Raw genomic sequence first — 23,492 nt, 5'->3', positions numbered from 1 at the left:
AAATAAATTATTAGAAAATTATCAATTAATAGTTTAAGCCTATTGATTTATTAAATTTATATGTTACTAGTTATCAATGTCAGGAAGACAATTTTATTTGATTGCAAGGACGCAACTTATGAACAAACTGAAATATATTTCTCAGGAAGAGAAACTTATACTGTTGCTACAAAAATATGTTGAAAGATTGAAAGAGTCTGGTTTTGGACAGGAGAAAATCATTCGATATATTTGGCTTTTCTGCGTGGGATATTACATAAAATATTACTTGCCAATTAATCAAAATAACAAAATAGATAGTTTTACGATTATTGCCATGCTATCAAATGCTTTGATAAACAGCACTGACAGACTTGTAGAACATTTGGGATATGAGCATGAACTCACTTTTCTTTTCAGGTATTTAATTCACTATGTTATCAATAACAATGTTGAAGCTGAAAGTATATACAGTAAGGAAAGAGCAAAATACGAAAAAGCACTTTTATCAGATAAAATACATGCTGTTAAGAAAAAAAGGAAAGGAAGAAGACTGTAGAGACTATTATGCCTCTACATGCCATTTAGTTAAAAGCCGTTATGAACTGAGTCGGATTTAGAGCTAAAATTCCAGTCGCTTACTTTGTCTCCTTTAAAAGTGACAGTCAATGACTTTGATTGCGTGTCTGATCCAGAAGAAAAAAGATTAATAATAGGCACATAAGTTAATGCGGTCATATCTGATTTATAAGAAGAGTATAACCATTGTTCTTCATTACTACCCGTACTGGTCTCACGGCCTGGCTTGCCGAAGGAAGCAAGAACCTCATTCTTCGTGGTTTTTCCATTTTTGATTTTCGTGCTTACACTTTGCTTCGTCTCATTTGAAATAGAATGATTTCCAGCTGTTGAACTGCAACCAGCAATTCCGAAAATGAGGAACGAAAAAATAATCTTATTCATTTCACTTCTCCATTGATAACATTATCAAAAATCCGACACCAGCGTTGAAGTTGTTCTTCTGTGTCTTTAATTCCTTTAAGGTGGTGAAACTTCCCTTCACGTGGATAGAATTTAATTTGCCAAGTGGGAAATTCAATATCATTGACTCTGATAAAAAAACCAGAATTTTCAATATTATTGTGTTTGATAGATTGATTGTGTCCCGTTGCTCCTAAAATACTAACAAGGTCAAAAGCGACAATTTCACCTCCAGATTCAATTTGGCAATACCACTTCTCAACCTGATCAAAAGAGTAAGTTTTTTCACGTTTACCGTTTTTCAAAGTCAACTTTCGGGTATGAGTGTCTAAAAGCATTTTCGAATCTTTGAATTCATGACTCCAGGTGCCGTTGTTATCATACTTATCAATAGTCGAAGCATTAAGTTTTTTATAGAGATAAGACACGTAAGCGCTTAATAAAATAAAGAAAGAGGGAATACACCATAAAATCAGAACGTCTTTTGCTTTGTTATCCGCAGTGATATGCAGATACAGATATAAAGCTACCCCAACAACAATCCAGACTCTGAAAGAGCGGAAAAAGGACGGCTGACGTAAATTTTTGATTTCCATTGCTGTTTCTACCTGATTTGAGTTAAGTGAGCTTACAGATATCGATAACTATATGATTGGTCACTACTTTTGAAATCGATTTTTGAGAAAGCTCAAAACTTAAGCAAATCATTTGTACCGATCAATGCCTGCTTTATGATAGACATAGACTATCATGAATAGTTTATTGATCGTATTTATCGATCAATTAGTTTGGCAAAATTCAAAAAACTCGCATAAAACAATGATTTAAATAGATTAATTTACGAAGGATTTTTGTGACCTATTTCTGGCACTTCAACAGCGGAAAAAGTTTTAGGTAAAGTGATCTCCATAGAAATGCCTTTATGTATCACCGAAATACTCTTCTTCGGGGATAGCAACGTCAGTCCTCTCATTTTTAGCAATTTGATTAAAATACCTAAATATGGAATCTGCCCCAACCAGCGTAATACGTTGGTTTCTAACACGTCAGAGGGTTTATGACTGAAAGTAGGCGTGGGTGTGGGAGGTATGCGAATGCAAGCTTTTTCAGGCTGCATTTCTAATGCATTATCAACTTCATGTGATTCTACAGTATCCGTATCATTTATTAATTTAATCTTTTCACGGCTGTTGAATTTTCTTTTGCTAACAAATAAAAAATGATTGTCACGTTCAGGAAGATAATTAAGTCTTTTACTAAGAGACAGCCAACTATAATCTTTTCCTATTTGCGAAGCTTTAAAAGCGATTCCACTGAATTCAAAAGAGAAACCACTCATTTTTCCAGTCTCAGAAATATTTGGAACAGCTACAATGCTTCTATCAGAAAGCTTATTCAAAAAGCTCTCAATGTCAGAGGTGGTAGAGAGTATATCCTCGAGATTTTGTTGCAGGATTCGCTTAGGAACAGGTGTCTTCTCCCGCTTTTCCTTTTGCAGCTCATTTCTTGATAATTTCGTTTTTGATTTTGACTTAATGGAGTCAGCTTTGTTATTACCTGTATAAGTCAGACCATATGTTAATTCAAGCTTTTCGATTATCCTCGTGCTTATAAGATTTTCATTTTGCCCAAGATATAATTTACCTTTATCTAAACTTATTCTGCTTGCAACAATATGAATATGTTGTCCTTCTGCGTCGTCGTGTAATACATAGATTCTCATATGGCTTTCACTAAATCCCATTTGCCTCATGTAATCGTCTGCAAATGCAAACCATTGTGTATTCGTGAGCGTCTCGCCTTTTGGAAGACGTAAAGAATTATGCCAGACAGGTTTAGCTATATCAGTTCTAATCTGTTTAGTTAAATTGAATTCTTTCACTAACTGAGAAACCTGCTCTCCACTCATGTTCCCACCGATAACGAACGGATTCTGTTTATGGTGGGGTGCAGGCTTTAATACGTATTTGACTACACCTTCAAACGATTTCCCCCGCTTAACCCTATGCATTCCTTTCATTAGCAAGAGAACTCCAGTAATTAGAGGTTAGAAGTTGAATACGTAAATCATTTATTTGCTTTTTGATAACAAAAAGTTCTGTTCTGCTTAGGGTGCTATCCTGGTGTTTTGATTGCAATAAACTAACTAATTTTTCAAACGACAAAGAGATATTACCCAGCTTAATCCACGCATTTCTATTTATCTCTGGGACAACGACCGGAAGGCTGTCTGTAAGACACATTCGAAGCCATTCTCCCTTTGGCGTGATTCCCCTAAGCTCATTGAGCCTTTGTAGCTCAGAAGCTTTAAGTCTTACACTGACGCAATGAATACGAAGATTTTCAATCTTAGGAAGGGATATTGTTTCTGAAGCAGAATTGAGGAAAGATTCCTCATTCATGAATGAGTGATTTAAAGTTTCCATATAAACTCCTTTTTATATTTAAGAAACACAGCAGGTATATCCATATACCATTAGCACTTTTATTTCTTTTATAATTCAGGAAGGAGATTTGTCAACTATACGTGAAAGGATTTTGGGTCGATCTTTTTCAACCTAAGGGCAGAAAAAACAAGAACTAAGCAGGAGAAAAAGCGTAGCGCTTCGACGCTTAGATCTTGCTTACTAAATTTATTTTCAATTTTGTCGAATCGAAAAAAGAGGAATTTCTAACGCTTCACAACCAATTGGTTCAAAGCTTTGAATGTCTTCAATTTCTGCAAAAGAATTAAAACCAGAGCGACGAGCAGTTACAACCCATGTAAAACTTCCATGCTCAGAATTAGCAATATAGGTATCGGTCATTACATGGTCATTAGGTTCTTGATATCCACCACTTGGTTCTTGGTGAATTTTTCTGTCGTTAAAAATGATACTCTCTGTTGTAAAGCTCTCTTCTTCTTGAGTCTTAATTAGTACATAATCAATACTTTCAGAACTGCAAACTATTTCCCAAGACATGCTACATATTCCTTTGTTTTATGAAATTTAATGAAGTTTATAAAGAAATTACAGATAGTCTGAATGCTTTTGCGTCTTCGAGCCATAATTTTTTAGCGTCTTCATTATCCCAGCTTGCATGAGCATTATTATCAATAAAATTAACGACAAAATAATATCTGGTAGCTTTATGTACAAAATAGGAATAAATTAAATAAGCATTGCTTTTACATTCCCATTGAACTAATGGATCTCCGTCCTCGTCAACCCAAATACAGCTTTTTTGCTTAACATGGACATGAGTTAAATTTTCAGCAGATAATTCTAAGGCCATGCTATCGTCTGCGTTAAATCGATCACGCCCAAATAATGGAGAGATAGAAAAAAACTCTTTCTGATATTTATTGGTTGGACGTGAATGGGTTTTACTGGATAATTTATATATTTTGAATTCATCATAAACGGGAACGAATCCTTTCATTCCCGAAAGATCTGGACGGTGATCAAACTCTATCGGCAATATAGGCATTTTTTGATAAATATTCCTTTAAACGTTTGTCTTCCGCTTTAGAGCATTCACGAACCAACACCGTAGCAGCCTCAACAAGCGTAGCGAGACGTTCCTCTGAAAGACCAGTGCTGTATCCTGGTGATTTTGCTTTGACTTTTGCTTTCATGATAACCTCCTCACAACTACAACGATTGTCTAGTTATCATACTTTTTTTGTTCTAACTAGTCAACCTGTTGTTACTGTCGACCTGCCGTTATTCGGCTCAGTGTCCGGCTGCTGACGCGCAGCTGTTCCTTATTTAAAATATAATTAATAAAGTCATTTAGTTACGCAAATAATTATTAATCATATTTCTCTCGGAAGATATATCCCTTTTATACATTTAGGGTTTATTACAGCTATTTGAATGTGTGTTTTATCGTAGAAATTGGCAGTGGGATATATAGGATTACCTTCCTGAAAGGCTGCTCTAACAGTATCAATAGTTATTCCATTCTGACTGGCTAATTCTTTAGCATGAGATAGTACAGCACAGTCTAATTCACGTTTCATTAAATCATTAACTTTTAAATTAAAACTGCTATTAACAGGTAAAGGTGCATTGGTGGCGGCTGAATACTCTACGAATAATTCATAAACTTCCTTAACAAATTCAATATCACTGTGGTCTAACAAATCAAGACATGTTCCTAAGTCGATAACAGCACCGAGTACAAAAGGTGTTTTTATTTTTGAATCCTTTCTGCTACTTGATTCTATTGCATAATCCATAGCTCTTTCATAATTATTCTCCCAAAAATATACTCCTCCGCTTAACCAATCATATGAGTTATCACTTAATAGGAATTCTGAATTGTTATTTAAAATATCATAAGCAACTTCCTTATCAAGCCCATGATATCCATACACAACTGACGGTTTACTATTAAAAGGCTTCATTTAGAATCACTTTCTTCTTTTAATAGCCTCTTGACTTCTTTTAACCAAATCTTCTGAAAACATATCTGGATTATAAGATCCGTCTTTCACTAAAACTTTCGCGTTAATCAGGATTTGTTTTGTTTCTTCTGTAGTATACGAAATAGTTTTATCTTTTAATTTTCTTGTAAGTTCTTGAATATCCATAATAATCTCCTCGGAACAGCATAACTACAGTTCTCACCATTTCATTGTACACTAAACATACAAAATAGCAAATATTGTTCGCAAAATAACCGTTTAGGCAACCTAGTTTGAAAATAGTCAACCTGTTGTTACTTTACCTTCTTTCCCCGTCAGTCCTTTCTCTATTAATCTTAGGCAATGGGGCATTCAGATCATGCTCCTTAATCCCTAATCTGTAAGCATTGTATTGCCAGAGAACAAACATTTCTTTATAGCTGTTATTCTCCTCTTTCAACTGAGCTATCTTGCTTTCAAGACTACTCAATCTTTGAGCAGCGACAGTTAAGCTCGATACCTTCTTAGGCGCAGGCTCTGCGATTTTAAGCCCTTTTTTCTTAGCTGTATAAGCGAATACGATATCTTTATACGAGTTCAAGGATTGGCGTGTAGGAAGCTTCCCTATGAGGGGTTCTGCTGACTCACAGATTTTAGTCCAAGAAATCTTTTCAGATCCCCAGCCGTTGATCATGTTAACAATTGCTTCTATGTCATTTTCAGTTAAATGTTTAGCCATTGGTTTTAATCTCCCATAATCAGTTTAAGTTCATTAAGCATATCAGAATGAATATTATCAGAATTATTTGTCAGTCTTTGCTCTGCTTTTTTATTCATTACCCTGGTTAATTGACTGAAATCTTTTCCTCTTAGTTTTATCTGAGCATTATCCTCGATATCTGGATTTTCCATAATCCCAATTAACTCTTCTAATCGTTCGAGAGTCTTTTTATGGTGTTCAATCCAGCGTTCTTCTCCATAAAACTCCCCACTATCAGATAAAGCATTGTTATATGCGCGAGATATCTTTTCGTATCTTTCTTTTATTCTTTTCAGTTTTTCACTATCACCTTTAATACATACTTGCTCCGAGCAGTTGATACAATCTCTGTATTTATCACAAGGACTCATTGTGTAATCATGAACACAATATCCGAACTCAGTGACATGAACAGAACCCGTTTCTAAAAGGTTAAATTCCTGTGTAGTAATAGGAATATTTCCATAGCTTGTTTCAGCAAGGACTGATTTTTTGTTAGCAGAAAAATCGACCAACTCGGCCATTTTAACCAACTCGAATTCTGACATATGGTTATAAGTACGATTTTGTTTTACGTCAGCCCTACCAGACCATTTCGCAATTTCCAGATTAGATAAACCACCACGTTGAGCTAATGTATTCAATAAGTGCCTTGCTTGGTGACTAGTAAGACCATAAGGACTCCCTTTCGCAGTAGAGTATCCGTTTCTTACAAAGATATTATCTCTTGCAATCTGTGTAATAAGATCAGTATTAAAATAGGTACTATCTGGTTTAAATACTGAATGCGGTATTGTCATTTTGGCTTTATGTAACTGACTTTCATTAAGACAAAACAATGCATTACTATACTTTGTTCTGGTTTTTTTATTTAACCAAGGAAAATCTTCAGGCAAATTACCAATAATTACGGACCACATTTTATTTAAAGAACAGCTCTTATCATTATTTACGAGAAAACCCTTATTTCTTAGATACATAAGCGTACTTTTTTTATAAGTAATTCCTAAATACTTACAGATTTCTTTAATTTTCAAACTTCTGTTTTTATTGTCACATATAGATTGATTTAGAAAATAAAAATCATTAGGATTATTTTCTACCCACGCTGCAAATTTTCTTGCAGGCTCTGTCAGTTCTTTTATTCTTCTAATCGCTTCTTTAGTATTTTTTACCATGACTGAGGGTATCCATTTTATATCTCCTTCAGCCCCTTTCCCTGCAAAAAACCTCAAGCCGTATCTTTCAACACCTTTGCTATCTTTTTCAGTATATTCACAATCTACTGGCAGTGATAATACTTCTGAAATCCGACAAGGCGCTGACATTAAAATAGTAAATATAGAAGAAGTAAAAATATCACGTGGATATGTAGGGTTATTTGAGAATATTTCAGCAATTGCATTTAATGAAGCTTCGTTAGGTAATTTTTTCTCTCTATTTTCTTTTGCTTCTTTACCTGTTTTGTTATTATCGCTGGGTCTTCTTATAGGATTTTTCCAACTATCAAGTTTGTTTGAAATGAGTTTGTTCGTTGTTAAAAATTTTGCTAATTTTTCTAACTCTCGACCACACTGGTACATTCCTCCCTCTGAATAGTTAGGCATTGCCATTTCAATTGCTTTATTGAGAACTGTAATATTTATATTACTAATATCACTTTTACCTGTAACATTTTTTAGGGCTGAATCGATTGCTCTAAGTGCCTTCAACTCATTTCTTGCACCTGTCGGGTTATGGCCCTGCTGATATCTCAAATATGCCTTAGCAAAATCAAGAAACTCTTCTTCCATAAACTCTTCAGGTCTAGGTCTTCTTGTTATTACTCCTAATTTTGCGAATACAGCAATATTAGGCCAAACAATACTATCCCAATTTAAATCACTTCCAAAAACTGTTAATTCATTTTTGCAGCGATAAATAAAGTCCGCTAGATTTTTATCTGCTTCTATTGTGGATTTTGATTTAAATTGGAATAGGTTACTCATTTGACTTCTCCTGGATTTTTTTACTATTAGTTATTTCCTCTTTCCTTGCTTCACATTTCATAACTACTTCTGCAACTGCAATAATACTCCTATCTAAAATTTGAGTTACAGTTATGTCGCCTGTAATCTGTTCAATTCTTTTTCTCTCTGATAAAAGGCTCTCATACACCTCTTTATGAGGTCCATTAACCCAAGGCTGGAAGTGTATGCATGTATAGCAAGGGATTGGCACATTTGCCCCACAGAAGCCAAAATCACCACAGTTTCCAACAGGATTGCCTTCTTCTGTTCTTATGCGGCTGTTTCTATCACTCCCTCTGACTGAATCAGCTTCATTATCAACCAGTTTCCCCGCAAATGCTTGTGCGAACGGAGCAAGTTGATACCCCACTGCTTCGTCTAATCTTTCGACGTGTTCTGGGATATTTTTTATATAAACACCTGCATTTTGAGTATCCGAATGATCCAACAGTTCTGCTATAACCAATTCACCAAACCCTTCTTTTGCTGCTCTTGTTCCGATTGTGTATCTAAAACGTCTTGGAGTTATTTGCAACAATTGACCTGTTCTTTCTGAATGAAGCCTCTCCAACTTAACTACCTTTTTAACGATAATACTTATAACCTTGTTTTGGATATGGAATTTATCTGTATCAAGAAGAAAAATGAAATCATTATAATTAGTTATCTTTAACATTTCTTCCCAGTTCGGAAAAAGAGGCAGTTTAGCAAGATCATTTTCACTTAGGTTAATTGTTGCTTCTTTTTGAAATCTAGAAATAGTTTCTTCTACTAATAGCTTTATAATACTCCAAAGCTCTTCCTTCAAGGCAAATATCTTGAATTTCGTTCTGAATCTGCTACTTTGCTTTGCTCTTGGGATATTAATGAAATATATTACTTCCCCTTTTTTTATTTAGAGTAGAAATAATATCTTCCACTTTTAAATGGCTAATTTGAATTGGACGCCTTCCTGTTTGACTTAAGAGTAATGATATCACAAGTTCAGATCTATCTATTTTCTTGGTTTCATAAGCTTGTACTGCTTTTTCATTGAATGCCAATGACTCAATCTGACTTAATGGTCCAAAAACAGGATCTTTTCTTTTTACCATGTCTCCTTTTAAATTACCTTTTATCCTCCAACTATCCAAGAGGACTATCAACTCCTTTTGAATTCCAGGGTAACCTAGAAAATGCCATTTTTTTATAAAAACTTTGATTAAAGACAACTTCCACATTTCATTTTCTGTTAAATAAAACCTATAATTAATTAACTGCTCGGTAGTTAATAAGTTTTTATTTTTTGTAAACTCAAAAAAGTACTTCATGTTATAAAAAATATTTAACACATACTTCGCACTGTACACTTCGGCAAAATAAGAAAGAGTTAATATAATGCCTGTTTTCAAATCTTCGTTTTTTAATTCGTGTATAAAGCTAAGGTTAAATTTTGTTTCCTTATCCAAAACCCATATTTTATCGTTCCATGAAAAAGCATATCCTTTTGCTTTAGCCTGAATAGTTTTACTTTCTTGCATTAATTTGTGCATTAACCACCTCAAAATATTTATTTTTTTATGATTAATGTAATTTCATTTTGTAATTGTAGAGCTGCTTCATGTGCTTTTTCTTCTAAAAATCTTTTATTATAATGACTCGCGGTTCCAGAACCTTCTTTCCACCCCATAAGATAAGATCTCATTTTTTCTTGTCTCTCTTCTGAAGGAGGATTTTCCAGAGAATCCATTCTTTTCGAGAAATCTACATTCCATGTATGTCTTAACATATGCCCTGTCAAACTTGACAAATTTGGTAAAACATTTTTTATCGTAGATATTACTTTTGCATAGGCTGAATAGTTTAGAGGGAGCCCCTGTTCTGCTCCACTTTTATGCCTGACAAATAAGTAATCATGTTTCTTTTTCTTAGTTAATTTGCTCCTTTCATTTAAAATATAATCATAAATTTCTTTTATTAAATTATCTTTTATAGGAATAATTCTTTCGTTAGTTTTCACTAATGGCTGTTTTAGTCTGTAATCGCCTTTTTCGTCAGCTCTTCTTAAGATTTTTAATTGATTTGAGCTAAAGTCTATATCACTTATTCTTATATTTAAAAGCTCTCCAGCCCTTACTCCTAAGAAATATAGCATTAAAATAATTAGCCTATTTCTGCTCTGGAGACTTCTCATAAATGGATTTTTAGGCGAATTAATTCTGACTACTTCTAATAAATCTTCTATTTTATCGTCTGTTAATGATTTTGGATTGAGTATATCATTCCGACCTTTTTTAACTGGTCTTCTTGACTTTATTCCGTTAATACAAGCGCTTAATGCTTCACTAAATGAATCGTCGTTGCTTACCGTCACATGTAGAGCTAACCATTCAATGTATTTATAAATTATTGTCAACCTTAAATATTCAGTTTCAGACGTCACATATTTAATTTCACTTATTCTTTTAACTTTACTTTGTTCTTCATACTTACTATCGAATTTTTTCTGTGTAAAATCTCTTAAATCGTCAAGCTCGAAAATCGCCAAAAACTTTTTCGAATGTATTCGTTCAATTATATCAATATTCCTTTCTTTCAAAAACTTTAATAGTACCACCAAACATTTAGCAGTAGATATCATTGTTGAAAAGGAATGATTTTTATTTCTGGTTTGAGTTGTAACAAATAAATTTGGATAAAAAATAGGAAGTTTTGAGTCGTTGTCTACAATTGCACAATATCGTTCTGACGTTTTTAATCTGAAATATGATATTCCATAACTCATGACCACCCCCTAAATTTTACAATTTAACAAAAAAACTCATAGCATGAGTTAGCTAATAAGTTGTCAATTAAAATTTGACAATTTTCATTACCCATAAATGAGCAAAGCCCCTGCAGTGCAGGGGCTTTAGCTTAATACTTTACAGGTAACTCGTTACTCTTGGTTAGAATGGAATATCGTCGTCAAAATCCATAGGTGGCTCATTTGCCGGATTGTGTGGCGCAGACTGGGCCTGCTGAGGATGTTGAGGCTGGCTACGGCCGTTATTCTGACCCGACCGGGCAGGATTGCTGCCGTTGTCGGAACCATTGCGACCGCCGAGCATCTGCATCGTCCCGTTCATCCCCACAACCACTTCGGTGGTGTAGCGTTCGGTACCGTTGCTGTCGGTCCATTTGCGGGTTTTCAACTGGCCCTCAATGTAAATCTGTGAACCCTTGCGCAGGTATTCACCGGCTACTTCTGCCAGCTTGCCAAACAGCACGACACGGTGCCATTCAGTCTGCTCTTTTATTTCACCGCTTTGTTTATCACGCCAGGATTCCGAGGTGGCCAGGCTCAGGCCTGTCACCGCATTACCGTTTGGCATGTAACGTACTTCCGGGTCCTGACCGAGATTGCCGATCAGGGTAACGTTATTGACACCGCGTGCAGACATAATGATTTCCTCTTAAAGAGTTGTGAGCTGCGTCCATTGCCTCTTCAAAAGGCTCTGTTCAGCATTTTCGCGTGTTTTGTAATATTCAACAGATTCCCGTGATACAGGACCCATTTCGTTTGCCGTTCCTATATAAAAACCACGGGCACTGCTGAGGACCTGAGGGGGAAGTGTAAAACCAGCTTCTTCAGCAAGCAGCCCATTAGGAGAATTGCTCATAGTTGATCACCAGTAGATAAGACTGGAACCATTCACGTTGTTATCGTGAATGGTTCAACTGTCATAAATGAAGAAATTTAGAAGGAATTAGGATCATAATCTTTTGGAGCCGACGAGCCTGATTCCGGGGTCTGAGAAGCATTCGGGGCCTGATAAACCACCTCCTGACCTTTCTTGATAAACTCCACCTTGATCAGGCGGGCTTTCAAAGAAGGACGGGTCTCACCAGCGTGCTCACCCGCCTGAAGGGTAAACACATCGGCTTTGAGGCCGCTCAGTACGAAGCCCAGCAGAACCTTTTCTTCTTCATCAACCGCTTTCTGACAGCGGTTAATCAGTTTGGTGGTCTCCGCACCGGCAATGGTGACATCGAACCGGGTATAGGACGCATTATCCGTCGGGCCTGTCAGGGCATTAATTACGGCGCAGGTGAACTCGCCGTTGGCAGCCTGGACACGACGTATCGAGCTGAGGTAGCCGATACCGCTGACGTTGAGGTTGAAATACTCTTTTTTCTGAGAGCCAGAAGCAGAGCCGTTTGATGCAGGGGTGCCATTAGTTGCAGTCATGATGTTATCTCCGGAGTAAAACTGAACAGGTAGCGGAGAAACATCTGTCCCGTGCGGGAGAGTGTTTCCCGCAGGGAAGTCAGCGAATATGCCGACTGGCTGAATTGGTGAAGTGGACCTTGGCCGGTGAAGAGGCCCCTGTTTGCAAAGGTTAACAGGTTTGAACCGCCCGAAAGCGCCATCTCTCAGGTTATGATGGCATTGGCATGTGATTACCCGAAGGCGTTCCTCTCAAACCACCGGAACATTGGCAGTTGTCGTGATGACAACGATTAGCCTGTTTATGATTCATTCAGACGCCGCCGTTGTCAACGCGGCGACGTGCAAAAAATCATCAGTATCCAAAAAAAGAAAAAGCGGCACCGTCAGGTACCGCCCTGTCAGATCTGCACCATCGATCTGAGGTTGATCTGCGTTACGCAGTTGCTCCGCAGGTGTGTTCAGAACCCGGCACGGTTTTCACGGAGTTTTGTGCCTTACCCGCCGGCGTTCAGGTGTGGACGGCGCGGGTCAGACTGTATGCTGTCGGCACATGCATTAGATGCTGACAGAATCCGCAGTCACGGGGTGCGGCTTCAGAGCCGGGGTCACAATAGCAAAGGCCGTATCCCCCCGCAATCAGACAATCAGAGACAGCTAATTAATTTTCATGGATTTTGCGGGTCCGGTGCGGCGACCACCTTTGCCTTTAACCGGGTTGATAAGCCCTTTACATTCAGGATAGCGCTGGCAGCTGCGAAACTCACCGTTCTGTCCCCTGCGCAGACGGGTCCTGCCACCACATAAGGGACAGGGTGGCACGGGAGGAAGGCGAATATTAACTCTCTGGTCAGCCCCCTGACTGACCAAATGTCGGGTCAGGCTGACCTGTTTTTGCAGAAAATCACTGAGCGGCATGCGCCCAGCCGCCACCTCATCCAGCGCCTGCTCCCACAGCGCGGTCATGCCGGGGTCGGTCAACTGGGTCGGCATAGCATCCACCACGTCGGCCCCCAGGTCAGTCGCCATAACTTTGCTGCCCTTGCGCACGATAAAGCCCCGTTTCAGAAGCTGCTCAACGATACCGGCGCGGGTCGCCTCCGTACCCAGACCGGCGTTCTCTTTCAGTACCCGTCGCAGGGCGAGGTCGGTCACAAATGCGGATGCGTTCATCATTGCGCCGATGAGCGTGGCAAAGGTGTAGTGTGCAGGCGGTCGGGTCATCAGCCGGGCCACCTCAGCGCTGTTTACGCCACAACGCGCCTCTTTTTCCAACGGAGGAAGCACCGCCGTGGCCTCATCATCATCGGCCCTTTCATCTTCTCCCCCTTTATCAAAGAGGAGCTTCCATCCTCTGACCACCTCCGTCCGGCCTGTGGTGCGAAACAGCTGTCCGCCAATGTCAAATTCTGCGCGGGTCATGTCCGACTCATTCAGCGGCAGAAACTGCGCCAGGTAATTGCGGCGGATAAGCATGAAGACCCGGCGCTCATCCTCATTGAGATCCGCAAGCTGGAACGCATTCCTGGTGGGGATAATGCCGTGGTGGGCGGTAATTTCTCTATCATTCCAGATGCGGGAAACAAAGGTCCTGTCCAGCTGCGACAATAACGGCCCGCACTCCGGGTCGGTATGGCTGATGGCGTTTAGCACGCTGTCCACCTCTTCACGCATTGAGGAAGGCAGGTAACCACAGTCGGTACGGGGGTAGCTCGTGGCCTTGTGCTTTTCATACAAACTTTGCGTGGTATCCAGTACCTGCTGGGGCGACATGTCCCACAGCCTGCCACACGCCTGTTGCAGGGAACCTTGAGAGAACGCCAGCGGCGCGGCAGATTTTTCACGGCGGGTCTCGCAGTGCGTCACCACCGCCACGCCGGTCTGCCGGCACAACTGCCCCACCTGCTGCGCAATGTGCTGATGAATACAGCGCTTCTCCTCATCGGTATAGACCGCCGCCGGCACCCACTGTGCCGCAAAGGTAATACCGCCAGCGCTGAGCATCGCTTTCACCTGCCAGTATGGCTTTGGCACGAATGCCTTTATTTCCCTGTCGCGGCGCACCACGAGGGCCAGCGTCGGCGTCTGCACACGTCCCACTGACACAGTGTCATCAAATCCCGCTTCAGCCGCCCGTAGAGTATAAAGACGCGAGAGATTCATCCCCGTAAGCCAGTCTGCACGGGCACGGCCCAGCCCCGCATGATACATGCCCAGTGTTTCCGCCCCCGGCCGCAGGTTGTTGAGCGCCGCGCGGATGCTGCTTTCGTCAAGTGCTGACAGCCACAGCCGTTGTACAGGCCCTTCCCAGCGACAGTATTCCAGCAGCTCACGCGCAATGACTTCACCTTCCCGATCGGCATCGGTGGCGATCACCACCTCATCGACCTGTCGCAGAAGCCGCTCGATCACTTTGAACTGTTCCCGCGTCTCCTTTTTCACCACCACCTGCCAGGGAGAGGGCAGGATGGGCAGGGACGAAAGCGTCCAGGGTTTACCATACTGCTCCCCGTAGGCTTCAGGCGGTGCGTTTTCAAGCAGGTGCCCCACTGCCCAGGTCACGGTGACGCCGCTACCGGACAGAAACCCATCCCCCCGTTTTGTTGCGCCCAGCACGCCCGCCAGATCGCGCCCCTGCGAGGGCTTTTCACAGATAAAAAGTCGCATGACCACCCTCCCGTGGTCAGTCAGCCGGATAGCACTGGCGCAGAAGCGTGACGCTGGCCTGGTCAACCGGCGGCGAAAAGGCCGAGCGTTTTTCACCGAGCAGGACCTGGCGATCGGGCTCACCAATGGCTTCACATGCCTGCTGCCAGGCCGCATTATTCTGCGCAGCATCTTCTCGGGTGGCGCTGACCTGACGATAGCGAAGCACACACCCGTAAATTTCGCGCAGCAGGCGACTGCCACTACCCAGCAGTTCATAGCGCTGATTACGGGAGATAACTCCGTAATGGGCCGCCTGGAGCACCTTTTTCGCAAACTGATCGAAGCCCATCAGCAGAAACACACAACGGTAACCCAGCGGCGTACTGCTGAACACGGATAAATCGAGCGTTTCAGCGGCCTGTGCATCGCTGATGCTGACGCCAGCAGGCACCACACGCATCTGTTTATCCAGCGTGTCGATCAGCTGTGTCATCTGCTGACCGGCATACTCCAGCTTTCCCTCCAGGGCCAGCATGACTTCATCTGCCCACGGGTTATTTTGCAGGGAATCCCGGTTGATCAGCGTGGCGCGATGCAAGAACTGCGGCATGCCCATAATCGGCTGCTTTCCTTTCTTACCATCTTCACGCTTTTCAGCCCTGCGTCCTTCCCACAGCCCAATTGCATAATTGGTGTGGAGTTCAATACGGAGTTCGGACTGGAGCGAACCAGCCCGGTTTTTCTTCTCTGCCATCGTTGTCACCTGCGTTCAGTTAAGATGAGGGGGCATAGTCCTGAAACCGCAGGGTTTGCAACAATGTGAAACTGATAACCGGCGTACTGAAATTACACGCTGTACATTTTTTGTTCTTGTTGCGGCCCGCAACAAGGTTATTTTTTAAGCAGTATCGCGGACCATACTACTGCTGCTATGTAACAACTCGCTGCATCTGGAAACACGGGATTTGCAACAATGTGAAACTGATGACCGACTCACTGAAATCATACGCTGTACATTTTTCGCTCTTGTTGCGGCCCGCAAAAAGGTTATTTTTTAATCAGAATCACAATCAACACCACTGACTGTTATTTAACCACTCGCTGGGTAGGCTGGGCTCCTGATTGCAGCCGGATGGCAGCAATTGCTGCCCTGACCTGTTCCTGTGATGCCCGACTGGCTGGCAGGTTGGGAGCAGTTTTATCAGCTGGCTCAGCCCGTCTGGCAGCCTGAACAGACGGCTGTAGGGGCCTGTCACCGGCAGGCTCTGCCACCTTCAGGTCGCCGTTGCGCGCGCGACGCAGCATGGCAAACATCCAGCCAACCGGGTTTGACAGCTTCCGGCAGGCAAGCTGTTCACAGAGCAGCCCGGCCAGAACCTTCGACGCCTCCGGCGGCAGGGAGTCCATCTGCCGCAGCAGCATCTGCCGGTCGTCAGCGTTAAGGGCATTCAAAAACTCTTCTGGCAACAGCGACCGCCCCTCACTCGCTACGTACGTTTTTTTAATCACACTCTGTGTGAAATTACGTACGTTACGGTCCGGATTTCGGACTCCGGTGTAACTCATTGATTTATGACTGAGTCCTGATGCCGGACTCTGCCTGTTATCCCGTTGACGGGCACTGAGTTCGTTTTCCGGACCCGGTGATTTTTGCCTGTTTTTTGTGCCTGGCTGCCCTGGTCCGTTTTCCGGACTCTGCGATTTTTTCTTACCCTGATAAGCCATTTCAGCGGGCGTGGACGGCGAGGCAAGGCGTTCTTCAATCAGTACCAGACGACTGTGACGGTGACGCATACCGGGGTCCTGCAAAATATCATTGACCACGGCCAGCGCCGTCATGCGGATGGCCTTATTTTTACTCAGGCAACTCTCTTCAACCAGCGTCAGCCAGCCCGGATCGAAGGTTTCAGCATCACGGTAGCCCAGCGGTTCATCATGCTGAGCATAAATATTGCCGCGCACCCGTCCCAGATTGTCCCGCACCCGCTTGCACAGGCTCAGCCATCCGGTGAGACGCAGCATCAATAACACCCGGCTCACGGTATCCCTTGAGGCCTTATCTGAGTGCGCTGAGGCCAGCTGCACCTGCAACTCATCGTAGGTTGGGAAAACAGCGCCATCATTCTGCTGGGCGTAAAGTCGGATCATCACCCACGCCGTCTTATCGAGCGGCGACAGGCGCGTATCCAGGAACAGCCGGCGTGGAAACGCATCATGCACGTTTCCCATAAACAGCAGGCCGCTGCGTTCCTGACTGACGTCACCGGCATCAGTTCGCTGTTCAAGATTGCGCTGCATACGTGACAGCGTATGCGCCACGATGCTGTCTGGCGGAATGGTCATTTTTTACTCCCCTTCTCAGTCTGAGACGGCACGATGCCGGGATAAACCCGGCACCGGACGGTCTTCAGCGGTATTCCGTTACCGGCGTATTTCCCGGTTATACGTTTCATGGTCCATCAGCCACCACCGGTGACCATTGTCCTTGCTCAGAATGCGCCAGAAGGGCCCGACATCAATTTTCAGATAGCCATTGAGCTTCAGTCGTCGGTAAACCTTTTTACCGGTCCGGGCGGCGCTGAACAGCTGCTGAGCGCGGCGGCGCACAGCGGGTGAAACCTGCTGACGAACGGAGAAATCGCGCATTTCCATCATGCCTCCCTGCGCCGGGATGTATCGGGTTTGCGGGAGATGTTCACTTCACGACACCACTGCGAAACGCGGGTCCAGACCGCCGTCAGTGACAGACTGTACTGTTCAGCGGCCAGCATCATCGCCTCCAGCGCCTGATGGGAGTCCGGCGACGTAAGACCGGCCACCTTCCATTCAGCCCACAGCGCCGTATCCTGCGGCTCAGTCAGCGACTGTGTGCGCCCCTGACGGGTTTCAATGCCCATCAGGCGACGACGGGCGCTCACCTCTGAAGGTGACATGCCGAAGTATTTATCCATCAAATCCATTGACCCGCCCAGTTCAAGCGCCCGGTCAATCATCAGCATGCGTTTCTGTTCGTTACGCGCCTGATTAAGCATCAGCCGAAAATTCTCGTGATTGATGGTAACGTCCAGCACCGAAACATGTGACTGGCTCAGATAGTGCAGATCATCGAGGCTTAGCTGGCTGAGTGCGCGTATTTCATCGACGGACATACCCAGTGACTCACAGCGCCGTATATTGCCGTTTTTCACATCCATCAGTAGCGAAGAGAGGATGGTCGTGGTGGCCTGTGACAGATTATGCTGGCTCATAGCACCCCTCCTGACATCGCCTGACTGGCGACGAGAAAAGCATCAAAAAGCCAGCCGGCAAGGCAGGCACCCCATAACAGAAAATCACTCATGCGCAGCCCCTCCCGCTGAAATAAGATGTGGAGCCTGCGCTCCGTTAACCCCGTGATGAACGTCGGCTTCACGTCCCGCTAACACACCTGCCAGACGGGCCGTCATGTCACCACGACAGCGACCCGCTTCACGTACGTTCAGCTGGCACAGAGAATGCTCTTTGTGCCGCTGAGCCAGCCAGCATTTAAGCATCGTCTCCTCTTCTCCTGCGGCGGAAAAGGACTGCAACACCTGCCAGACACCGGCCACCCAGCCTTCACGGAACTGATCGGCCCGGCGGCGCAGGGTTCGTGGCAGGATGCGTCGTGAGCGGTAGCCAGCCATGTGTACGTCAGTGGCAATGCGCAGCTGGCGCTGTAGTACCGTAAAGATATAAAGCGCCACCTCCGGCCTTTCGCTGAAGCCATAAAAATGCAGCGACCGGCGAAGGCGGGTCACGCCATTTGGGGTAGTGTGCACGTACCAGCCAAACCAGCAGCGACATCCGGTGGCCATGCAGACCACCGTGGCCAGTGAGTTGAGCCACGCAGGCACACTCTCTGCGTTGCTGTTAAGACGATGACATACCGTCTCAGCAACGTCGTGCAACGAGAGCATGTCGGGCGTCAGGCCATGACGCTGCATCAGCCGCTGAGCCAGCGCCACGGCGCGTGCCGACTCATGATGGTTGCTGTTGCGGGTCCCCAACGCCATCAGGCGACGAATGCGAGAAAGGAGTTTGTTATCCACCATAGCGCAGCCCCCTGCTCTGGCCTGAACGGTGCCGCTGCTGGCGCTCCCTGACGTCCTGACAGCCTGCGCACAGCGACACGCCCGGCACCGCGATTTGTCTTGCAGGCGGAATTTCCGCACCGCAGCCCTCGCAGGTCTCTTTCGATGGCAGCGCTGAGTGAACCTGCGCACGGATGGCATCAATACCGCGTTGCGTGAACAGTGCCGTGCTGGCCTGGGCCATTTCATCATTCAGGTCATCAGACATGTTTACCTCCTGTTGCAGCCTGGCGCTGTAATTCACGCAGACGTCGGATAATCCGGATAAGACGCAGGGTTTTCACCACGGTGATATCATCAAATACCGGCGTGTCCGCCGGCTCCTGAGAACCAAAAAAGTTAATGCAGAACAGGAACATGTTGAATGTTTTGCCTGGCAGGTTGCCGGAGAGCCCGGCCAGAAAAAGGCCAAACTCACGGGTGCTTTCAGAGACGCAAAAACCCGCTGAAGTCGGCTTTTTATCTTCCACTACGCACTCCTGGCAGCCCATCCCTTCAGCAATTTCATAGGCCAGCCGGTAAGCCATATCCTGTAGGTGCTCAACGTCATCCTGTAGCGCGGCGATATGCCAGATATCGCTGACCGGCTCCAGGCCGGTAGCCGCAAAGGCCACGGAGCTTTCCATACTGACGGCTGACGCGTCGTCTTCAGTAAAGGCAGATGCGAGTAAAATATTACCGGACGGTGATGTGCCTGTTTGAGAGTCCTCAGCTGTAACGCTGGTTTCTCCCGATATCACCTGCCGTCCACCAAAAAGATCGTTCTGAATTTCCCGACGTGGCTGACTACCCGTAGTCGTCCCCGGATCATCCGAAAACCCGCTCATTCCAATAAATTCTTCAGTGAGGACGGATTTTCCAGGTGCCGGTTCAGGCCGGGTTGGCGTAATAAGCGTTCCGCTGCGAAGACCGGTGACCTGGGACTCCGATGAGGTGTCAGGTGGCAGGACTGTAACGATGGGCTCAGCACCCTGATGATTGACGTTTTGCTCACCGGTGGAGGACAGCGAAGGTTTTTGTTCGCCTGGATTTGTCAGCACAGGTGCCGGCGGCGGCTCACCGAATTGCTCCCGGCGCTTCTGCTCTTTCGGGTCCAATTCGATAAGCCAGCGGTCGTAGTTGAGGCTGGGATGGGGAAAGGCCTTAAGAAGCTGGCCGATGAGTTCATCACGAAAGACATCCAGAGAGTAGCTGTCAGGTTCATCAAACACACGACAGACAGCTCCGAATATATCATCCGCATTACAGTCCGGAGTGACCTCATTGCTGAAAGATTTCCACACTTTGGTGACGGATGACCTGAGGCTCAGAAGTGGAACAATCTGTGTACGACTCATCCCATCCTCAAGCAGCCGGGGCATATAGGGATAAAGATAATTCAGGGTATCTTCCATTCGGCTAACGCTCGAAAAATCAATCGGATACCCCTCTTCCCCCAGTAGAACAGAAAGCTCACGCAGCGTAGTGCTGCGTCCCAACTGCTCCTCATGAATGACACGAGCCTTATGGACACCAAAAGCCTTTTCAATGTAAGTCAAATCACCGCGTACCTCATTTTCCGCCAGATGACCTACCAGACATTTCAGGCGTCCGGGCCAGGGTTTGAATATGGTGTGGAGGCGAAAAAAACGCTCATCCCCGGTTTCCTGCCAGAGTTCACAGAGGATCTGATAACGTGTGTTGCCTCCATCGCTGAAGATATAGACGTCTTCACCATCCGGATCGCGGGTCACCTTGGGTATTGAATCCAGTCCACGGGCCAGAACCGAGGCTTTAATTTCCTCGTAGCGCGGGTTACGACCCTTGCGGGGATTATCGGGATTGGGCCGCAGCTGATCCAGAGTTAGCACCATCGCCATTTCGCTGACGGGTAAATGTGGCGTTGAAGATGCGGCAATGGTCTGAGCGGGGGATTTGCCGCGCTGAAGCATGGCGGCACCCAGATTGAGATTACGGACGTTGCTCATGCATACCCCCCGGTCCGGGAAGTCTGCTCAGAGGCAAACCGCGTGTAACGTCCCTCAAATTGCAGACGAATCGTTCCTGTTGGCCCCTGACGCTGCTTGCTGATAATAACTTCAGCGCGTCCCTTATACTCTGAATCTTCGTGATACACCTCATCACGATAGATAAAGACAATGACATCCGCATCCTGCTCAAGGGCACCGGAGTCACGAAGGTCACCATTATTGGGACGTTTGTCAGCCCGACTTTCAAGCTGGCGGTTGAGCTGGGAGAGCGCCACAACCGGGCAGTGCATCTCTTTTGCCAGTGCCTTGAGGGATCGGGAAATCTCCGCAATTTCCTGAGTGCGGTTTTCCTGCCCTGGACAACGCATAAGTTGCAGATAATCAATACCGATAATTGCCGGATGGCCGTAGCGACGCGCATTGCGCCGCGCGCGGATGCGCAGCATGGCCGGTGAAAGTGCACTGGTGTCATCAATTATCAGGCGGTGCTTCAAATTTCCCATCAGCAGTGCAGAGGCATTTGATACTTTCGCCCAGTCCTCATCGTCCATCAGACCACTTTTGAGGCGCTGTAACTCGACATTGCCAAGAGATGACACCATACGCATCAGGATCTGCTCAGTGGGTTGTTCAAGGCTGTAAAACTGCCCCACCGCATCGGCACTGTTCATCAGGGAGTTAAGTATTATACTGATAAGAAAGGCGGTCTTACCCATTGAAGGCCGTGCAGCTACCAGGATAAGGTCTCCTGACTGTAGACCGCTGGTCATCACGTCAAAATCGTCAAAACCGGTTGCTGTACCTGTTATGCCATCGGGCGTCTGACAGCGCCGCTCCAGTTCGTTCAGCAGCTTTTCCATACCATCGAGCAAGGTGACCGCCTGCTGTGGCTCGGCAGACTCAGCCAGCCGGGTAATTTTTTGCTCCGCCTCCTCCATAATCAGCGCAATATCAGCGCCCGGCGCGTTAACGGAATCCGTGATGTCATTTCCGATAACACACAACTGGCGACCACGGCTGTGCCGGGCCACGATTTCACTGTACGCAACGATATTGGCTGCGCTGGGCGTGTTTTTGGACAGTTCTGCCAGGTAGGCAAATCCCCCTACCTGTTGCAGGGCCTCTTTACCACGACTCTCAATGCTGTCGGTGAGAGTAATTAATCAATCGGACGCCCGGCGGATATCAGCACCGCCATTTCATCAAAAATAACGCGATGGACCCGGTGAAAAAAATCATCGCTTTTCAGCAGCAGTGCGACGTCATCCCAGCTCTCATTATCCAGCATCAGTCCACCCAGGACGCACTGCTCGGCATCCCATGAGCAAAGTCCGGCATATTTTTTGCTAATCTCAGTCATGGGACTCTCCCGTACCGTTCAGCGCATCAAACTGGGATTTCCATTCGGGGAACAGTTCGCAGGCGAGTTGATACATTGAATCAAAGGCTGAGTCGCTTGCACGAGTAGTTTTACGCTCCAGTCGATGGACTGGCTTGCCTGAAGCATGGCCCTGAAGGTATATATCAAGATCATAGATGCGGGTTTTCAGCATCTTGATGTGAATTTTGTCAGCATGCTGGCTGTATTTACGATGAGAAACGATGTGTTCCGCTTCCTCGACGGTAGATTGCGCCAGCACGGTATATTTCATGCAGTTAATGAGCATGTGGATGCGAGGCAGGCTAATTCCAAATGCCGTGTAAGGCAGCAAATCCTCCATCAATGCTACTGTGCCACGCAGAAATTCACGAATGTCCGCTAAAGCGGGCTTCACCATGCCAATCATATCCCCCGTTGACGCCAGGATTATCAGTTCAAACATAACCGAACGACACCCCTGAGAATCAATCAGGATCACGTCATACTGACTGAAAAGAGGTGTGGATAGAGCATTACGAAGGCGCACTCGCCCATCAGCAACATTCAGCATGTATGTCGGCAACAGGTTACGTGGGTCGTTAGAAACTATGAGGTCCAGATTATCGATATTGGTGCGAGAGATAATATTTTCGGGGCTGGAAAGGTCCACCGTTTGCATGAGTAATTCATACAGACCGCAGGGGGCTTCATAACTGAGAGGGTACATGCTGCTAAGGGTGGGCTGAGCATGATCGCCGTCGATGATGAGAGTTTTAATACCGGCATCGGCGAGAAAACCACCGAGGTAAGCGGTCTGGGTTGATTTACCCTCCCCGCCTTTGGTAGAAACAATGGGTACAACTTTAGTTTTTGAATGCATTTCGTCACCTGAATTACTTTATTCAGATGAGAACGAGTGCTCCATTCTGTTATTTCCAGAAACACGGGGATTGAAAATCCCCGTGTCCTTGGTTCGATTCCGAGTCCGGGCACCACTTACATCGAAGCACGCTGGTCAGAGGTGAGAAAACTGACGGGCGTTTTGCGAAAGTGGTACTTGTTGATGTTTATCTCACGTCAGTACACATCA

The 23,492-nt window shown here is 45.0% G+C and carries 27 protein-coding genes and 1 pseudogene; 1 reads left to right on the top strand and 27 read right to left on the bottom strand.

The window, feature by feature from the left end; genetic code table 11:
• The first annotated feature begins 118 nt into the window (after window positions 1-118).
• On the top strand, window positions 119-538 hold the full coding sequence (locus BG55_RS03665) for a hypothetical protein (protein ID WP_034932960.1): 420 nt from the start codon (window positions 119-121) through the stop codon (window positions 536-538).
• Between the two features lie 29 nt (window positions 539-567).
• Here BG55_RS03665 and bamE read toward each other — a convergent pair whose 3' ends face one another.
• The 27 genes and pseudogenes from bamE to BG55_RS03540 form a co-directional block, all read right to left on the bottom strand.
• Window positions 568-942 (bottom strand): SEN1984 family lipoprotein, encoded by a 375-nt coding sequence (gene bamE / locus BG55_RS03660; RefSeq protein ID WP_034932962.1) that lies wholly within the window; start codon window positions 940-942, stop codon window positions 568-570.
• Window positions 939-1,556 (bottom strand): DUF4755 domain-containing protein, encoded by a 618-nt coding sequence (locus BG55_RS22220; RefSeq protein ID WP_034932965.1) that lies wholly within the window; start codon window positions 1,554-1,556, stop codon window positions 939-941. The genes bamE and BG55_RS22220 overlap by 4 nt, the downstream gene beginning before the upstream one ends.
• 242 nt (window positions 1,557-1,798) lie before the next feature.
• Window positions 1,799-2,980, bottom strand: coding sequence for a relaxase/mobilization nuclease domain-containing protein (locus BG55_RS03650; protein ID WP_034934432.1), 1,182 nt, complete (start codon window positions 2,978-2,980; stop codon window positions 1,799-1,801).
• Entirely contained in the window at window positions 2,964-3,386 is a 423-nt protein-coding gene (locus tag BG55_RS03645; protein WP_235192707.1) for a hypothetical protein, read from the bottom strand. The genes BG55_RS03650 and BG55_RS03645 overlap by 17 nt, the downstream gene beginning before the upstream one ends.
• 213 nt (window positions 3,387-3,599) lie before the next feature.
• Window positions 3,600-3,923, bottom strand: a complete 324-nt coding sequence (locus BG55_RS03640) for a hypothetical protein (RefSeq protein ID WP_034934430.1) — start codon at window positions 3,921-3,923, stop codon at window positions 3,600-3,602.
• Window positions 3,924-3,960: 37 nt separating this feature from the next.
• Entirely contained in the window at window positions 3,961-4,431 is a 471-nt protein-coding gene (locus BG55_RS03635) for a type II toxin-antitoxin system YafO family toxin (RefSeq protein ID WP_152542614.1), read from the bottom strand.
• The gene (locus BG55_RS22765) at window positions 4,406-4,579 is read right to left on the bottom strand and encodes a hypothetical protein (protein WP_160170829.1); all 174 of its coding nucleotides are present in this window, start codon (window positions 4,577-4,579) and stop codon (window positions 4,406-4,408) included. The genes BG55_RS03635 and BG55_RS22765 overlap by 26 nt, the downstream gene beginning before the upstream one ends.
• Window positions 4,580-4,759: 180 nt before the next feature.
• Window positions 4,760-5,353: a hypothetical protein gene (locus tag BG55_RS03630; protein WP_034934427.1), complete on the bottom strand. Its 594-nt coding sequence runs from the start codon at window positions 5,351-5,353 to the stop codon at window positions 4,760-4,762.
• Window positions 5,354-5,359: 6 nt separating this feature from the next.
• Window positions 5,360-5,539, bottom strand: coding sequence for a hypothetical protein (locus BG55_RS03625; RefSeq protein ID WP_052018669.1), 180 nt, complete (start codon window positions 5,537-5,539; stop codon window positions 5,360-5,362).
• A 133-nt stretch (window positions 5,540-5,672) separates the two neighbouring features.
• The gene (locus BG55_RS03620) at window positions 5,673-6,092 is read right to left on the bottom strand and encodes a hypothetical protein (RefSeq protein WP_034934424.1); all 420 of its coding nucleotides are present in this window, start codon (window positions 6,090-6,092) and stop codon (window positions 5,673-5,675) included.
• A gap of 5 nt (window positions 6,093-6,097) precedes the next feature.
• The gene (locus BG55_RS03615; protein ID WP_034934423.1) at window positions 6,098-8,101 is read right to left on the bottom strand and encodes an integrase; all 2,004 of its coding nucleotides are present in this window, start codon (window positions 8,099-8,101) and stop codon (window positions 6,098-6,100) included.
• Window positions 8,094-8,984, bottom strand: coding sequence for a site-specific integrase (locus BG55_RS23145; RefSeq protein WP_276525028.1), 891 nt, complete (start codon window positions 8,982-8,984; stop codon window positions 8,094-8,096). The genes BG55_RS03615 and BG55_RS23145 overlap by 8 nt, the downstream gene beginning before the upstream one ends.
• Before the next feature lies 1 nt (window position 8,985).
• Window positions 8,986-9,654: a hypothetical protein gene (locus BG55_RS23140; protein ID WP_235192705.1), complete on the bottom strand. Its 669-nt coding sequence runs from the start codon at window positions 9,652-9,654 to the stop codon at window positions 8,986-8,988.
• A 17-nt stretch (window positions 9,655-9,671) separates the two neighbouring features.
• Window positions 9,672-10,886, bottom strand: a complete 1,215-nt coding sequence (locus BG55_RS03605; RefSeq protein WP_034934421.1) for a tyrosine-type recombinase/integrase — start codon at window positions 10,884-10,886, stop codon at window positions 9,672-9,674.
• Between the two features lie 163 nt (window positions 10,887-11,049).
• The gene (locus BG55_RS03600) at window positions 11,050-11,544 is read right to left on the bottom strand and encodes a single-stranded DNA-binding protein (RefSeq protein ID WP_034934420.1); all 495 of its coding nucleotides are present in this window, start codon (window positions 11,542-11,544) and stop codon (window positions 11,050-11,052) included.
• A 12-nt stretch (window positions 11,545-11,556) separates the two neighbouring features.
• The gene (locus BG55_RS21695) at window positions 11,557-11,763 is read right to left on the bottom strand and encodes a hypothetical protein (protein ID WP_071994968.1); all 207 of its coding nucleotides are present in this window, start codon (window positions 11,761-11,763) and stop codon (window positions 11,557-11,559) included.
• A gap of 77 nt (window positions 11,764-11,840) precedes the next feature.
• Window positions 11,841-12,332: an STY4534 family ICE replication protein gene (locus tag BG55_RS03595; protein ID WP_034934418.1), complete on the bottom strand. Its 492-nt coding sequence runs from the start codon at window positions 12,330-12,332 to the stop codon at window positions 11,841-11,843.
• A gap of 636 nt (window positions 12,333-12,968) precedes the next feature.
• Window positions 12,969-14,978 carry a DNA topoisomerase III gene (locus tag BG55_RS03585; RefSeq protein WP_034934415.1) on the bottom strand — a complete coding sequence of 670 codons (2,010 nt, stop codon included), beginning with the start codon at window positions 14,976-14,978 and terminating at the stop codon, window positions 12,969-12,971.
• A gap of 16 nt (window positions 14,979-14,994) precedes the next feature.
• Window positions 14,995-15,714, bottom strand: a complete 720-nt coding sequence (locus BG55_RS03580) for a PFL_4669 family integrating conjugative element protein (RefSeq protein WP_034934414.1) — start codon at window positions 15,712-15,714, stop codon at window positions 14,995-14,997.
• Between the two features lie 332 nt (window positions 15,715-16,046).
• Window positions 16,047-17,303 (bottom strand): STY4528 family pathogenicity island replication protein, encoded by a 1,257-nt coding sequence (locus BG55_RS03575; RefSeq protein WP_034934412.1) that lies wholly within the window; start codon window positions 17,301-17,303, stop codon window positions 16,047-16,049.
• 78 nt (window positions 17,304-17,381) lie between these two features.
• Window positions 17,382-17,612 carry a ParE family toxin-like protein gene (locus tag BG55_RS03570; RefSeq protein ID WP_034934411.1) on the bottom strand — a complete coding sequence of 77 codons (231 nt, stop codon included), beginning with the start codon at window positions 17,610-17,612 and terminating at the stop codon, window positions 17,382-17,384.
• Window positions 17,612-18,208 carry a DUF2857 domain-containing protein gene (locus BG55_RS03565; RefSeq protein WP_034934409.1) on the bottom strand — a complete coding sequence of 199 codons (597 nt, stop codon included), beginning with the start codon at window positions 18,206-18,208 and terminating at the stop codon, window positions 17,612-17,614. Before BG55_RS03565 ends, BG55_RS03570 begins: the two co-directional genes overlap by 1 nt.
• Window positions 18,209-18,292: 84 nt before the next feature.
• On the bottom strand, window positions 18,293-19,033 hold the full coding sequence (locus BG55_RS03560) for a DUF2786 domain-containing protein (protein WP_034934408.1): 741 nt from the start codon (window positions 19,031-19,033) through the stop codon (window positions 18,293-18,295).
• Window positions 19,023-19,280 carry a TraR/DksA C4-type zinc finger protein gene (locus BG55_RS03555; RefSeq protein WP_034934406.1) on the bottom strand — a complete coding sequence of 86 codons (258 nt, stop codon included), beginning with the start codon at window positions 19,278-19,280 and terminating at the stop codon, window positions 19,023-19,025. Before BG55_RS03555 ends, BG55_RS03560 begins: the two co-directional genes overlap by 11 nt.
• On the bottom strand, window positions 19,273-21,039 hold the full coding sequence (locus tag BG55_RS03550) for a ParB family protein (protein WP_034934404.1): 1,767 nt from the start codon (window positions 21,037-21,039) through the stop codon (window positions 19,273-19,275). Before BG55_RS03550 ends, BG55_RS03555 begins: the two co-directional genes overlap by 8 nt.
• Window positions 21,036-22,402 (bottom strand): annotated as a pseudogene (dnaB-PI, locus tag BG55_RS03545) (SPI-7-type island replicative DNA helicase). The gene BG55_RS03550 and the pseudogene dnaB-PI overlap by 4 nt, the downstream one beginning before the upstream one ends.
• Complete coding sequence (locus tag BG55_RS03540) at window positions 22,395-23,282, bottom strand: ParA family protein (RefSeq protein ID WP_034934402.1); 888 nt, start codon at window positions 23,280-23,282, stop codon at window positions 22,395-22,397. Before BG55_RS03540 ends, dnaB-PI begins: the two are co-directional and overlap by 8 nt.
• Window positions 23,283-23,492: the final 210 nt, after the last annotated feature.

The sequence above is a fragment of the Erwinia mallotivora genome (genome assembly GCF_000590885.1).
Taxonomy (GTDB): Bacteria; Pseudomonadota; Gammaproteobacteria; order Enterobacterales; family Enterobacteriaceae; genus Erwinia; species Erwinia mallotivora.
The sequence above is the reverse complement of the archived record's forward strand: the minus strand, read 5'-3'. Positions and strand labels throughout refer to the sequence as shown.

Bases quoted from the DNA above. Each gene is read 5' to 3' on its own strand.
- BG55_RS03555 (WP_034934406.1), bottom strand. From the start codon at position 19,280: ATGTCTGATGACCTGAATGATGAAATGGCCCAGGCCAGCACGGCACTG.
- BG55_RS23140 (WP_235192705.1), bottom strand. From the start codon at position 9,654: ATGCACAAATTAATGCAAGAAAGTAAAACTATTCAGGCTAAAGCAAAA.
- BG55_RS21695 (WP_071994968.1), bottom strand. From the start codon at position 11,763: ATGAGCAATTCTCCTAATGGGCTGCTTGCTGAAGAAGCTGGTTTTACA.
- BG55_RS03570 (WP_034934411.1), bottom strand. From the start codon at position 17,612: ATGGAAATGCGCGATTTCTCCGTTCGTCAGCAGGTTTCACCCGCTGTG.
- BG55_RS22765 (WP_160170829.1), bottom strand. From the start codon at position 4,579: ATGAAAGCAAAAGTCAAAGCAAAATCACCAGGATACAGCACTGGTCTT.
- BG55_RS03635 (WP_152542614.1), bottom strand. From the start codon at position 4,431: ATGCCTATATTGCCGATAGAGTTTGATCACCGTCCAGATCTTTCGGGA.
- BG55_RS03650 (WP_034934432.1), bottom strand. From the start codon at position 2,980: ATGAAAGGAATGCATAGGGTTAAGCGGGGGAAATCGTTTGAAGGTGTA.
- BG55_RS03585 (WP_034934415.1), bottom strand. From the start codon at position 14,978: ATGCGACTTTTTATCTGTGAAAAGCCCTCGCAGGGGCGCGATCTGGCG.
- BG55_RS03645 (WP_235192707.1), bottom strand. From the start codon at position 3,386: ATGGAAACTTTAAATCACTCATTCATGAATGAGGAATCTTTCCTCAAT.
- BG55_RS03595 (WP_034934418.1), bottom strand. From the start codon at position 12,332: ATGACTGCAACTAATGGCACCCCTGCATCAAACGGCTCTGCTTCTGGC.
- BG55_RS03560 (WP_034934408.1), bottom strand. From the start codon at position 19,033: ATGGTGGATAACAAACTCCTTTCTCGCATTCGTCGCCTGATGGCGTTG.
- bamE (WP_034932962.1), bottom strand. From the start codon at position 942: ATGAATAAGATTATTTTTTCGTTCCTCATTTTCGGAATTGCTGGTTGC.
- BG55_RS03665 (WP_034932960.1), top strand. From the start codon at position 119: ATGAACAAACTGAAATATATTTCTCAGGAAGAGAAACTTATACTGTTG.
- BG55_RS03580 (WP_034934414.1), bottom strand. From the start codon at position 15,714: ATGGCAGAGAAGAAAAACCGGGCTGGTTCGCTCCAGTCCGAACTCCGT.
- BG55_RS03625 (WP_052018669.1), bottom strand. From the start codon at position 5,539: ATGGATATTCAAGAACTTACAAGAAAATTAAAAGATAAAACTATTTCG.
- BG55_RS03615 (WP_034934423.1), bottom strand. From the start codon at position 8,101: ATGAGTAACCTATTCCAATTTAAATCAAAATCCACAATAGAAGCAGAT.
- BG55_RS03630 (WP_034934427.1), bottom strand. From the start codon at position 5,353: ATGAAGCCTTTTAATAGTAAACCGTCAGTTGTGTATGGATATCATGGG.
- BG55_RS03550 (WP_034934404.1), bottom strand. From the start codon at position 21,039: ATGAGCAACGTCCGTAATCTCAATCTGGGTGCCGCCATGCTTCAGCGC.
- BG55_RS03605 (WP_034934421.1), bottom strand. From the start codon at position 10,886: ATGAGTTATGGAATATCATATTTCAGATTAAAAACGTCAGAACGATAT.
- BG55_RS03540 (WP_034934402.1), bottom strand. From the start codon at position 23,282: ATGCATTCAAAAACTAAAGTTGTACCCATTGTTTCTACCAAAGGCGGG.
- BG55_RS22220 (WP_034932965.1), bottom strand. From the start codon at position 1,556: ATGGAAATCAAAAATTTACGTCAGCCGTCCTTTTTCCGCTCTTTCAGA.
- BG55_RS03620 (WP_034934424.1), bottom strand. From the start codon at position 6,092: ATGGCTAAACATTTAACTGAAAATGACATAGAAGCAATTGTTAACATG.
- BG55_RS03600 (WP_034934420.1), bottom strand. From the start codon at position 11,544: ATGTCTGCACGCGGTGTCAATAACGTTACCCTGATCGGCAATCTCGGT.
- BG55_RS03565 (WP_034934409.1), bottom strand. From the start codon at position 18,208: ATGAGCCAGCATAATCTGTCACAGGCCACCACGACCATCCTCTCTTCG.
- BG55_RS03640 (WP_034934430.1), bottom strand. From the start codon at position 3,923: ATGTCTTGGGAAATAGTTTGCAGTTCTGAAAGTATTGATTATGTACTA.
- BG55_RS03575 (WP_034934412.1), bottom strand. From the start codon at position 17,303: ATGACCATTCCGCCAGACAGCATCGTGGCGCATACGCTGTCACGTATG.